Here is an 11,294-nt window from a genome sequence, read left to right on the forward strand (position 1 = left end):
AGCTTAAGCGGGAATAGCTCAGTTGGTAGAGCACGACCTTGCCAAGGTCGGGGTCGCGAGTTCGAGTCTCGTTTCCCGCTCCAAATCTTGAAAAAGACTAGGGTGTAAGGCGCGTTAGCAAAGCGGTTATGCACCGGATTGCAAATCCGTGTAGCTCGGTTCGACTCCGGGACGCGCCTCCAAATTCTAGCCCAGGTGGTGAAATCGGTAGACACAAGGGATTTAAAATCCCTCGGCTGTAAGGCTGTGCGGGTTCAAGTCCCGCCCTGGGCACCATATTCAGTGAATGGAGCAATAAGTTCATTTTACTTTAAAGATTTAAACTAGTTAGTTAGTAAAGTTAACAACTAGATATGCAGTAAAGCAGTATTAAAAATTTGGCCCAGGTGGTGAAATCGGTAGACACAAGGGATTTAAAATCCCTCGGCTGTAAGGCTGTGCGGGTTCAAGTCCCGCCCTGGGCACCATACAAAACTTCACTGAGTTTATCAGTAAGTTAGGAAATGAAGAAGCCACCCATTGGGTGGCTTTTTTGCGTTTGAATATAAAAATAATTATCGTTTTTCAATGGGTTCTGCGAATCCAGTTTTTTGTCATTTTTCTCCCATTTTTATCAAGATACCGAAAGACTAAGTAAAAATAAGTAAGTCAGACCCATCCCACCTTGAACTGTGCCAATATCAGCGTTTTAGAAAAAGGAGAGGGTGATGTCTAATATGAAAACTGAAATTGTGGTTGTCCGCTTAACGAAGCATGAGCGTGCGATGTTAGATGCGATAAAAACTACACCATTACTTGCTGATTGGTTGAAAGCGCTCGCTTTTTCTCAAGTAGAACAGCACGAAAAGAGTCAAAATCCTAAATAAACTGGTCTGTTCACTATGTTTCTTGCCTATACATCTTAAGTATAAGGTGAATATCAGGTATATTAGTGTTCGATTGTAAGCTACCAAGAAAAATTACTATGATTATCAAACCTAAAATTCGTGGTTTTATCTGCACTACAGCTCACCCAGCAGGCTGCGAAGCCCATGTTCGTGAGCAAATTGCCTATGTGAAATCTCGTGGTGAACTGAAAAATGGACCGAAAAAGGTTCTGGTAATTGGTGCATCCACTGGTTATGGTCTGGCTTCTCGCATCAATGCGGCTTTTGGCAGCGGTGCAGCGACCATCGGTGTTTTCTTTGAAAAGCCGGGCAGTGAGAGCAAAACAGGTTCCGCAGGCTGGTACAACGCCGCTGGTTTTGACAAAGCAGCGAAAGAAGCGGGTCTGTATGCGAAAAGCATCAACGGTGATGCATTCTCCAATGAATGCCGTCAAACGGTAATCGACTTGATTAAACAAGATTTAGGTCAAATCGATTTAGTGGTTTACTCACTGGCTTCCCCAGTGCGTAAAATGCCTGAAACGGGTGAAGTTGTACGTTCAGCATTAAAACCAATTGGCGAACCGTACAAATCTGTTGCGCTGGATACTAACAAAGACGTGCTGATCGAAGCCGTTGTTGAACCTGCCAACGAGCAAGAAATCGAAGACACCGTGAAAGTGATGGGCGGTCAAGATTGGGAATTGTGGATGAACGCATTAGCGGATGCGGGCGTTCTGGCTGACAATGCACAATCTGTTGCTTACTCCTATATCGGTACTGATTTAACTTGGCCAATCTACTGGCACGGTACATTAGGAAAAGCGAAAGAAGATTTAGATCGCGCAGCGCATGCTATCAACGAAAAAATGGCACAGAAAGGCGGTTCTGCACACGTTGCTGTACTGAAATCTGTGGTCACTCAAGCGTCTTCAGCAATTCCTGTCATGCCTCTTTACATCTCAATCGTGTTCAAAATCATGAAAGAGCAAGGCATTCATGAAGGTTGCATCGAGCAAATTCAACGTCTGTTCGCAACGAAATTATTCAGCGGTGAAACACCAGAAACTGACGAGAAAAACCGTCTGCGTCTGGATGACTGGGAACTGCGTGATGATGTGCAAGAAACTTGTCGTCAAATCTGGAAACAGCTTAACGACGACAACATCAATGCACTGACTGACTATCAAGGCTACAAAGCAGAATTCTTACGTTTATTCGGCTTTGGCTTAGATGGCGTTGATTACGAAGCAGACTTAAGCGGCGAAGTTAATTTTGAAGTGAAAGAATTAGTTTAATAGATAACTATCTATTTCGCTGAAAACCCCGAGCGCTGGTAAAACGGTTCTCGGGGTTTTATTTTTTGAGCTCTAGGATAATAATGATCAAATTGGCTTTTCGTGGTGAGCCTCAAAAAGGGAGCGCAGGGATGTTGATTGTAGAAATGTTAAGTACCGGTGATGAAGTGCTGCATGGCCAAATTGTTGATACCAATGCGGCTTGGCTAGCGGATTGTTTGTTCCAGCAAGGATTACCGCTGCATAGCCGTACAACAGTCGGTGACTCTCTTGATAGCTTAGTGGAAACATTTATCGAACGTAGCCATCATGCAGATGTGGTTATTGTTAATGGTGGGTTAGGCCCAACGAGTGATGATCTCAGTGCCTTAGCGGCTGCAACCGCTGCGGGTGTACCACTTGTTGAGCATCCTGAGTGGATTGCGGTAATGGAAAGCTATTTTACTGCTCGAAAACGTGAAATGCCGGCTACCAATCGTAAGCAGGCCATGTTACCCGCCAATGCTGAACTTATTGATAATCCTGTGGGAACCGCTTGTGGTTTTGCGCTGCATCTTAATGATTGCTGGTTCTTTTTTACACCGGGCGTCCCTTCTGAATTTAAAGTCATGGTTAATGAACAGATCATTCCTCGTTTACATCAAAAGCTTACGTTGCCAGAGCCACCAATTTGTTTGCGTCTAACCAGTTTTGGTCGCAGTGAAAGTAGTCTTGCAAGGCAGTTTGACCCACTTGAATTACCAAAAGAGTGCGTGTTGGGTTACCGCTCTTCAATGCCAATCATTGAATTAAAATTGACAGGTCCAGCGAGTCAACGCGATGCGATGGAGCAAGTTTGGCGAGTCGTGAAAGCGGGTGTTGGTGATAATAAAGTCTTCGAAGGAACCGAAGGTATTGGCGCGTTAGTACGGGAAGCGCTTGAACAACAACAGCTTTCGGTTGTGACTCACGAACAGTTCAGCGCGGGTTTACTCTATTGGACATTGAATGCAGCAAAAGTACCTGTTACTCAAGGGAATATTGAAAAATCGGCAGAGCATTCAGATTTGGCCACATTAGTCCAAACTGCAAAAAATAGTCGGTCGCTAAATCAGCGTGAGATTGGTTTAGTGGTTGGTAACTATCATGAAGGCGTGTTATCTCTAGCGCTATCTACACCAACGGGCAGTTATGCTCAGAGCGTAAATTATTTACCTCGTAATCACTCAGAATTCGAAAAACAGCAGGTTAGCGTGATGTTAATGTTGGATATGCTATCCCGTTGGCTAGAGGGGCGGCCAATCATTGGAGACTATGAGTGGTTAGAGCAAATTCAAGTGATGGAAGTTAACTAAAGTAATTAGCGTGCTGCTAGTATTATTTGTAAAACCACCCTCAATGAAAATGGGGTGGTTAGTCTCAGTTATTCAGAGGGGGAGATAGTTTCAATCATAAAATTAAGCCCAGAAATCCCTTTTTCACAGGCTTTATCTTGAAAAATGGATGGGGCTTTTTCAATTTTACGTTTTAATGCGGCAATTTGATTGGCATAAATATCTGCGCCTGCAATATCTGGGTTATCTTTTAAATATTCGATAAACACATCCACATTCTGATAAAAATAGTCACAAGGTTTATCTGTGACATCAATCTTAGACAGATCTTTTAAAGATTCAGGTAATATATTATCTTTGGCCAACTCAATATATTCACCGTCTTTCACTTGTTGAATTGCGTTATCCACCTTCGCTTTTAAATTAAATAGCATCACGGCGGCAGAGATCAGTGCAATGAGTAAAACAGCATTGGCGGCTAAACTAATACTCAGTAAATATTTTTTCATTGGCTCCCTCAAATTAGTCTCAATAACCGATTAATAACGCAAGAAATTTAAATTTTCTACTTAATAATCTAGCAGCAATGACTCTAGCTGTAACTAAGACAATCCTTGAAGCTTAACAAATCATCACTTATTTATTTTATGCCGTTTTGTGCTTTTCAATAATGGAGTACTTTAATGGGATGAATTGATACGTTATGATCATACCAATTTATATGCATTAGATAATTTATGTTAAGTCGGATTTTTAGCACGTTATTTAACGAAATGCTGAATACGTGAACGGCAGTTAAAAGGAAACTCAATGGACAATATCACGATTAAAAATGTTGAAGAGATAGAATTAATGCGAGAATCTGGCCGATTACTTGCCAGCGTTTTTAAAATGTTGGATGAGTTTATCGTTCCCGGAATATCCACGATGGAAATTAACGACAAAGTCGAAAGCTATATTGTGAATGAACTTCAAGCGCGCCCTGCCAGTAAAGGACAATATGGTTATCAATATGTTCTAAATACATCAATTAATGAAGTTGTTTGCCATGGTGTGCCAAAAATCGATGAAATTTTAAAGCCAAAAGACATTATCAACGTGGATATTACCCTTGAGAAAAATGGCTTTATTGCTGATTCAAGTAAAATGTATGTGATGCCAGAGGCTTCCCCGCTTGCCCGAAAATTAGTGAAAGACACCTATAATGCAATGTGGGAAGGGATTAAGCAGGTAAAACCGGGAGCGACGTTAGGTGACATTGGTTCTGCTATCCAACATCATGCGGAATCAAACGGTTATAGCGTCGTTCGCGAATATTGCGGGCACGGCATTGGTCGAAAAATGCATGAAGACCCGCAAGTATTACATTATGGAACCCGTGGACGCGGTGTAGTTCTAAAGGAAGGGATGACATTCACCATTGAGCCGATGATAAACCAAGGTGGCATGAAAATAAAAACCAAAAAGGATGGTTGGACGGTCGTGACGCGAGATAAAAAGCTTTCAGCGCAGTCGGAACATACCATTTTGGTCACTAAAGATGGTTATGAAGTACTGACCCTGCGAGACGAAGAACGCTAATCCGACTTAGCTATAATTCAATTTAGTTCTAATACTGTCTACTTCTTATACTGCAAATCGCCATATTCACTATAAATAAAATATGGCGATATTTTTCATTAAGTTAAATTGAATGCTTACATTCTGAAACTATTCATTTATTGATGCCATTTTAACTAGGGTTATCGTTATTGGATAACAGTCCTGAAGCTTATTACTAAAATACCCACCAAAAAGGTAATTTACATAGATATTACGCATTTGATCGTGTTATATATCGGCAAATAAATTTTTCTGGTGCCACGCATGTTTAACCTCTCTGAGTTAATTAACGATACGCCCATTGATTCTATTCTGTTATTTATTATCACCTTCGTTTTATTAATTATTTCTGCTTATATTGGGAAATATATTTTTAAACGCCGCAGTGCTCATGAATAACTGGCGGATGATGAGGCGAAAATTATTTTAGGGGCGATTTTGTCGCTATTGGGTCTGTTGATTGGTTTTGTATTATCGATTTCTATCAATGGTTAAACAACCGCCAACAAACAGAAGAAAACGAAGCGATTGCGATTGGTAATGCCTATCAGCGAGCACAATTACTCAGTGGTGATGAGCGGGTGGAAGCCTCATTGCTTATTCAACAATATCTTGAAGCGCGTATCGAATTTTTTAAATCGGGAGTCAGTGATGAAAACAGCCAATGGCGGATGGCATCACTGACTAAACAAGGGCAACTTTGGGAAATTGGTGTGAAGCAGGCTCAAGAATCGCCGAACCCTGTGGTCTCTTCGGTTTTATCGGCATTTGGTGATTTATATGTTTCTCAACAAAAAACTATGGCGAGCTGGCGACATCAAATCCCGAATGCAGCTTGGTTCTTACTGATATTTTTCGCTGTCTGCTCGAATGCCTTGATAGGCTATAACATTCGGGGAACAAAAGGTAAAAATTGGCTCATTGTTATTTTGCCATCTTTGACGACATTGGCACTGTTTATGATTGCAGAAATTGATATCCCGGGAGAAGGGGTGATCCACGTTACGCCAGATGATTTACTTTTATTGCAGGATTTCTTATTTAAGGATGGTGCTTGGCTGGGAAAGTAAGTTAGGCAGTGCAGAACGAAGGAAAACCCTCTGAGTATAAGCTCAGAGGGTTGAAGGATTATCGAACAATAATACCTAATAAAATTCCGATAGCGCCGAAGTCAGCATCACTAAAGGTCGTATTTGCAATACCGATGTCGCCGAGGACAGGCAGTAAGAATACCGGTAAGAAGGTAATTAACAGACCTTGAGCAAAGGCACCAAGGATTGCACCACGGCGTCCACCCGTTGCGTTACCGAATACCCCAGCCGCCGCACCCACGAAGAAGTGTGGTACAACACCCGGAATAATGACCGTCATGTTCAGCGCATACAGAACAAACATGCCTAATACACCCGCTGCAAAGCTGCTTAAGAAGCCAACTAATACCGCATTCGGCGCGTAAGGGAAGACCACTGGGCAGTCTAATGCAGGTTTTGCATTTGGCACCAGTTTGTCAGAGATCCCTTTAAATGCAGGAACGATTTCGGCAATAACCATGCGCACACCTTGCAGAATGATGTAAACACCCGCTGCGAAAGTAATGGATTGCATCAACGAGAACATGAACCAGTTTTTACCACCGCTCACTTCACGAACAAAATCACTGCCTGCAAACAAACAAGTAATGATAAAGATAATGAACATAGTGAACGAAATCGCTACTGGCGTATCACGCAGAAACAGTAAGCTTTTTGGCACATTCATATCTTCAGTAGAATGTTCTTTATTACCAAATTTGCTACCGATAAAACCCGCTAACACATAAGAAATAGTGGAGAAGTGACCAATTGCCACATCATCAGAACCAGTGACTTTTTTCATGTACGGGTGTGCGATCGCAGGGAAGAACACCATACAGAAACCCACTATCAGTGAACCAACAGCAACGAGCATGGTTCCTTCCATACCTGCGGTCGCTAAGATAACCGCAATCATCATAGACATGAATAAAGTATGGTGACCTGTCAGGAAGATAAATTTCCATGGGGTCAGGCGAGCAATCAATATATTGATTAACATCGCAAAGAACATGATCATTGCCATTTCACGACCGAAGCTTTTTTGTGCAATAGACACAATCGCTTCGTTGTTCGGCACGACACCATTGATACCAAATGCGTGTTGGAAAATTGCGGAAAAATCACCTAAAGAACTGACAACTAACCCTGCACCGGCACCTAAAATCACAAAACCCATGATAGTTTTGATGGTGCCTTTAATGCATTCAGTGACAGGTTTCTTTTGGGCAATCAGACCGATAAGTGCAATCAGACCAACGAGCACCGCCGGTTCAGAAAGCACATCTTGCATCAGAAAACGAAAGAATTCCATGAAGCCTCCGGTTACATCGCGCCGAGTTTCTGTAAAGCCACGCTCAGACGTTCTTTCATCGCGACTTTATCAATCATATTTTCCAGAGCAACAATTTCGCCGCCAACTTGTTGAGCAACTAATTGCTCCGCGATATCGGTGGTACCGACAAAAATATCACTCACAGTGCCTTTTGCAGAGCCTAAGTCAACGTGGTCAACATCAGCCGCAACTTGCAGATCTTTTAAAATTGTCTTGATGCTCATTTCCATCATCAGACTTGTACCTAAACCATTTCCACAAACAACAGTGATTTTCATAATATTTACCTATGACTCAATTATTCATATTTAGCGATGATATTAAGGATGTCATCTACGTTTTCTGATTGCATGATGCTATCAATATCTTCTTGGTTATCAAAAAGTTCAGCCAGTTTTGCAATCGCGCCTATGTGGCTGTTGCTGTCTGTTGCTGCAAGAACAATCAATAACTTAATTGGATCGTTACCTTCTGAACCAAACTCAACCCCTTGTTTGATGACCGTTAAACCGAGAGATAACTGGTTAACTCCGTCTTCAGGGCGGGCATGTGGCATTGCAATGCCAGGACCTAATACATAGTAAGGGCCGATTTTTTCGTGGGATTGAATGATGGCATCAATATAGCGAGGTTCGATGAACTTATTATTAATTAAGGGATTACAGGCGATTTTTATCGCATCACGCCAGTCATTGGCGCTGTCAACCACCTGAACCACATTTGGGGTTAATAACGTAGTTAGCATTGGCTTGGCTCCTGGTAAAAAAGAAATTTTATTAGATGTTTTAGTAATGGAATGAATAGTAGTGATCTATGGTAGCGCTATCTAGCTGAATTATTCATTTTCGTGATAGCGCTATCATTTTGGCTAAATATCGTTAATAAAATCATTTTTAGTGCATTTGGCAGTTAATTAACAAATCGGAGCTGTGATAAGTTATCGTCGTTGAATAATAAGTTTAGACGAAACAAAGTAATTTCATGCAGAAAACCCGAAAAAGAAAGAATACAGGCAGAGTCACATTACAAGACGTCGCAAAATATGCGGGGGTCGGCTCAATGACGGTATCGCGCGCCTTGCGGACACCGGAGTTAGTCTCGGATAAATTGAGGGAGAAAATCAATGAAGCTGTTGAGGAGCTTGGCTATATTCCCAACTCCGCAGCGGGCATTTTGGCATCAGGTCAAAGCCGCACAATTGCAGTGTTGATCCCCTCATTACGAGACAATGCAAGTTCAGTTTTTCTGCAAGCTTTACAAGAAGTCTTGAACAAAAATAATTATCAAGTGGTGATTGGTAGTCACGATTATCAGCATAAAAAAGAGTCTGAGGTGCTACTCACTCTATTGCAAAGTAGTCCAGCTGCATTGGTGATTTTTGGCGCAATGAATTCTGAAAGTGCTTTGGGGACTCTGAATAATTTGCCGATCCCCGTTATTAATGTGACAGGGGATCCTGCTCATCGTTTTACACTCAATATAAAAAATAATTTAGGGGAAGCCGTCAGTTTCCTAACGCATTATTTATTGCAAAAAGGCCATCAGCGTATTGGTTATATTGGTGCTCAGATGGATAGCAAAATGCAGGGGCAGCAACTGAGTGGCTGGAATAACACTCTGTTAAAGCATAACTTAAGTGCTGAGCAAAGCATTACGACGCCTTATGTGGCGACCATGGACTTTGGTCGGCAGGCGATTAGCGAAATGTTGACCCGTCAACCAGAATTAGAGGCCGTGATTTGTAGCCATGAAATGATAGCCTTAGGGGTCATGTTTGAGTGTCAGCGGCGGCTAATCAAAATTCCAAAGATGCTGGCTGTGGTGTGCGTTGAAGGGTCGGAAAATTGCGATCATATTCATCCATCGTTAACATCTGTGCGCATTGATTACAGTAAAATGGCGCGGGATACCGCGAAAAAACTCTTAAAATGGTTAGGGGATACTGAAGAAAGCTTTGCCGATGTTCAGGATGAAATTGTCTTCCCTTATAAATTTGAGGCAAGGCAAAGTGGCTAGAAATCACCGTATTTGTTGCACTACATTGTGTTTCTGGTCACAGAATCACGTAAAGGTTAAAAGTTATTTTTAATCTCGAAATAAGAATGCCGTAGAGGTCACTTTTTATTTATCTTTCTGTGCTAATTTCCTCATTATATCTATCGTGCATGTTCGGATTTTATGCAGAGATAGATTCTTTGTTTAACTTGAATATCGTTATTACACAGGGGATAAGTACATTATGAAATCAATAAAAACACTCGTATCTGCCGCTATTTTAGTTTCGTGTGGCGCGACAGCCGCAACAACAGGTTCTGAAGTTTTAATGGTGCAAAATGGCGGAACGCCGAATAAGGTGTATTCTGCGAATAAACCAATGATCAAAGTTGCTACTTATAATATTGGTAAAAATGAGCTAGCTGCTGATGTCGCTAATTTAGATGAATTGAGTAAAGCGATCGCTAAGATTGATGCGGATGTTATTGTCTTAACTGAAATTGATAATAAAACTGCGCGCAGTAAGAAAGTGAACCAATTAGAGGAAATTGCCAAAGCGAACAAAATGGATTTTGCATTTGGTAAGGCACTTGATTTTGATGGTGGTGAATATGGCGTAGGAATTTTATCAAAATATAAAATTGAGAAATCCCAAGTCGTGAATTTACCATCTGGCGGAGCAGAGCAACGGGTGGTGTTATTATCACAAATTACAAAGCCTGGCTTTGATTCCCCCATTATTATCATGGGAACTCACTTAGACTGGCAGAAAGATCCTACCATCCGCATTGACCAAGTTCGCCATATTCTAGATGCGACGATTGGTGATACAGAGACAGGCTTTGATAATATTGCCGCCTCTATAAAAATTCTCGCAGGAGATTTCAACTCAACCGCTAAAGAGCAACCTATTCAGGAAATTAGCTATTTTTGGGATCCTGTTGAGAAAAAAGGGGTAAATTATCGCACATGGCCTGCTGTTAACCCAGCCATAGACATCGACCATATTTTTACCTATAAAGGTCAGGAATGGGATGTGAAAACCATGACAATTCCAACAGATAGTAAAGACTTTCAATGGTCAAAAGTCAGTGACCATTTGCCGGTGATTGCAGAACTTGAGCTGCAAGAACAGTAAGTTAATGGGATAACCAACAGACCTCCATTTGAGGTCTGTTTTTGTTCGAAGGAGTTACTTCAGCAGTAATTTTTGACGCTGGATATAACGAACCTGGGCTATCCCTAAGTACTCTTCAATGGCGGCATAGATGCGTGAGCTTAATGCGTGAAAATCCGCTTCACTTTCTAAGGCGGGTTTAGTTAATGTAATGAATTCATGCATAAATTCTTTAATTGTTGAGAATTTATCGGCGACGTTTTCATAGTAAAATTGGTAAACATAGGACTCTTGAGAATGGCTGAGTTCGGTATTATCTTTGATGTTGTTGGTTGCCAGCAACAGTAGTTGTGTATTTGTCATGATGGGTCCTATTTTTGTTTTTTTGAATAGTACACAAGTTACTATAAATCTTTTATCAAAATTAGTCGGATAATTTTAGTTTTTGGTTTTTAAATTAACCCTAAAATTGTATTTTCTATTATATCATTATGTTAGCAATTTATTTCTTGGAAAGAATATTGAAGGGTGAAAGTCATAATTTAACCCCTATAATTACTAATGAAATTCTATCATATTAAAAAATATAAAAATAAATATCTCATCAGATGATCTCTCTGGTAAATCTTAGCTTTCCCTTGTTTTCTGCGTGTAAGGAGCATGTTTTCGATGTTCTATATCATGTGTTAGTACGTCT

At 41.0% G+C, this 11,294-nt stretch carries 11 protein-coding genes, 4 tRNA genes and 1 pseudogene; 11 read left to right on the forward strand and 5 right to left on the reverse strand.

Features of this window, described 5'->3' with window-relative positions; all coding sequences use genetic code 11:
• The first annotated feature begins 7 nt into the window (after positions 1–7).
• The 7 genes from GKR48_RS13965 to GKR48_RS13995 all read left to right on the forward strand — a co-directional run bounded on the left by GKR48_RS13965 (position 8) and on the right by GKR48_RS13995 (position 3,498).
• Positions 8–83, forward strand: a tRNA-Gly gene (locus tag GKR48_RS13965).
• Positions 84–108: 25 nt separating this feature from the next.
• Positions 109–182, forward strand: a tRNA-Cys gene (locus tag GKR48_RS13970).
• A 7-nt stretch (positions 183–189) separates the two neighbouring features.
• Positions 190–276 (forward strand) — tRNA-Leu (locus tag GKR48_RS13975).
• Positions 277–380: 104 nt separating this feature from the next.
• Positions 381–467, forward strand: a tRNA-Leu gene (locus GKR48_RS13980).
• A 240-nt stretch (positions 468–707) separates the two neighbouring features.
• A complete protein-coding gene (locus GKR48_RS13985) occupies positions 708–866 on the forward strand; it encodes an MbeCy (RefSeq protein ID WP_154604110.1) in 159 nt (52 codons plus the stop codon).
• A gap of 98 nt (positions 867–964) precedes the next feature.
• The gene (gene fabV / locus GKR48_RS13990; RefSeq protein WP_154604109.1) at positions 965–2,164 is read left to right on the forward strand and encodes an enoyl-ACP reductase FabV; all 1,200 of its coding nucleotides are present in this window, start codon (positions 965–967) and stop codon (positions 2,162–2,164) included.
• 131 nt (positions 2,165–2,295) lie between these two features.
• Positions 2,296–3,498: a nicotinamide mononucleotide deamidase-related protein YfaY gene (locus GKR48_RS13995; RefSeq protein ID WP_154628530.1), complete on the forward strand. Its 1,203-nt coding sequence runs from the start codon at positions 2,296–2,298 to the stop codon at positions 3,496–3,498.
• 68 nt (positions 3,499–3,566) lie between these two features.
• Here GKR48_RS13995 and GKR48_RS14000 read toward each other — a convergent pair whose 3' ends face one another.
• Entirely contained in the window at positions 3,567–3,986 is a 420-nt protein-coding gene (locus GKR48_RS14000) for a DUF5339 family protein (RefSeq protein ID WP_154628513.1), read from the reverse strand.
• Between the two features lie 301 nt (positions 3,987–4,287).
• On the opposite strand from GKR48_RS14000, the gene map reads away from it, so the two are divergent.
• The gene (map, locus tag GKR48_RS14005; RefSeq protein WP_154604106.1) at positions 4,288–5,058 is read left to right on the forward strand and encodes a type I methionyl aminopeptidase; all 771 of its coding nucleotides are present in this window, start codon (positions 4,288–4,290) and stop codon (positions 5,056–5,058) included.
• Between the two features lie 285 nt (positions 5,059–5,343).
• A pseudogene (locus GKR48_RS18210) lies at positions 5,344–6,149 on the forward strand (bestrophin-like domain).
• A 58-nt stretch (positions 6,150–6,207) separates the two neighbouring features.
• On the opposite strand, the gene GKR48_RS14015 reads toward GKR48_RS18210, so the two are convergent.
• The 3 genes from GKR48_RS14015 to GKR48_RS14025 are packed head-to-tail and all read right to left on the reverse strand — an operon-like array spanning position 6,208 to position 8,230.
• On the reverse strand, positions 6,208–7,464 hold the full coding sequence (locus GKR48_RS14015) for a PTS ascorbate transporter subunit IIC (RefSeq protein WP_006659411.1): 1,257 nt from the start codon (positions 7,462–7,464) through the stop codon (positions 6,208–6,210).
• An 11-nt stretch (positions 7,465–7,475) separates the two neighbouring features.
• Positions 7,476–7,763 (reverse strand): PTS sugar transporter subunit IIB, encoded by a 288-nt coding sequence (locus GKR48_RS14020; RefSeq protein ID WP_006659412.1) that lies wholly within the window; start codon positions 7,761–7,763, stop codon positions 7,476–7,478.
• Positions 7,764–7,783: 20 nt separating this feature from the next.
• Positions 7,784–8,230: a PTS sugar transporter subunit IIA gene (locus tag GKR48_RS14025; protein ID WP_036953691.1), complete on the reverse strand. Its 447-nt coding sequence runs from the start codon at positions 8,228–8,230 to the stop codon at positions 7,784–7,786.
• Positions 8,231–8,466: 236 nt separating this feature from the next.
• On the opposite strand from GKR48_RS14025, the gene GKR48_RS14030 reads away from it, so the two are divergent.
• Entirely contained in the window at positions 8,467–9,501 is a 1,035-nt protein-coding gene (locus GKR48_RS14030) for a LacI family DNA-binding transcriptional regulator (RefSeq protein WP_154628514.1), read from the forward strand.
• Between the two features lie 223 nt (positions 9,502–9,724).
• Positions 9,725–10,618 carry an endonuclease/exonuclease/phosphatase family protein gene (locus GKR48_RS14035; protein ID WP_154628515.1) on the forward strand — a complete coding sequence of 298 codons (894 nt, stop codon included), beginning with the start codon at positions 9,725–9,727 and terminating at the stop codon, positions 10,616–10,618.
• Between the two features lie 54 nt (positions 10,619–10,672).
• On the opposite strand, the gene GKR48_RS14040 is transcribed toward GKR48_RS14035, so the two are convergent.
• Positions 10,673–10,960, reverse strand: a complete 288-nt coding sequence (locus GKR48_RS14040) for a hypothetical protein (RefSeq protein ID WP_154628516.1) — start codon at positions 10,958–10,960, stop codon at positions 10,673–10,675.
• Positions 10,961–11,294: the final 334 nt, after the last annotated feature.

It is taken from the genome of Providencia sp. wls1943 (genome assembly GCF_009706275.1).
Taxonomy (GTDB): domain Bacteria; phylum Pseudomonadota; class Gammaproteobacteria; order Enterobacterales; family Enterobacteriaceae; genus Providencia; species Providencia zhijiangensis.

What these genes read in the sequence shown, in the direction of transcription:
- GKR48_RS13985 (WP_154604110.1), top strand. Translation starts at nt 708, where the DNA reads ATGTCTAATATGAAAACTGAAATTGTGGTTGTCCGCTTAACGAAGCAT.
- fabV (WP_154604109.1), top strand. Translation starts at nt 965, where the DNA reads ATGATTATCAAACCTAAAATTCGTGGTTTTATCTGCACTACAGCTCAC.
- GKR48_RS13995 (WP_154628530.1), top strand. Translation starts at nt 2,296, where the DNA reads ATGTTGATTGTAGAAATGTTAAGTACCGGTGATGAAGTGCTGCATGGC.
- GKR48_RS14000 (WP_154628513.1), bottom strand. Translation starts at nt 3,986, where the DNA reads ATGAAAAAATATTTACTGAGTATTAGTTTAGCCGCCAATGCTGTTTTA.
- map (WP_154604106.1), top strand. Translation starts at nt 4,288, where the DNA reads ATGGACAATATCACGATTAAAAATGTTGAAGAGATAGAATTAATGCGA.
- GKR48_RS14015 (WP_006659411.1), bottom strand. Translation starts at nt 7,464, where the DNA reads ATGGAATTCTTTCGTTTTCTGATGCAAGATGTGCTTTCTGAACCGGCG.
- GKR48_RS14020 (WP_006659412.1), bottom strand. Translation starts at nt 7,763, where the DNA reads ATGAAAATCACTGTTGTTTGTGGAAATGGTTTAGGTACAAGTCTGATG.
- GKR48_RS14025 (WP_036953691.1), bottom strand. Translation starts at nt 8,230, where the DNA reads ATGCTAACTACGTTATTAACCCCAAATGTGGTTCAGGTGGTTGACAGC.
- GKR48_RS14030 (WP_154628514.1), top strand. Translation starts at nt 8,467, where the DNA reads ATGCAGAAAACCCGAAAAAGAAAGAATACAGGCAGAGTCACATTACAA.
- GKR48_RS14035 (WP_154628515.1), top strand. Translation starts at nt 9,725, where the DNA reads ATGAAATCAATAAAAACACTCGTATCTGCCGCTATTTTAGTTTCGTGT.
- GKR48_RS14040 (WP_154628516.1), bottom strand. Translation starts at nt 10,960, where the DNA reads ATGACAAATACACAACTACTGTTGCTGGCAACCAACAACATCAAAGAT.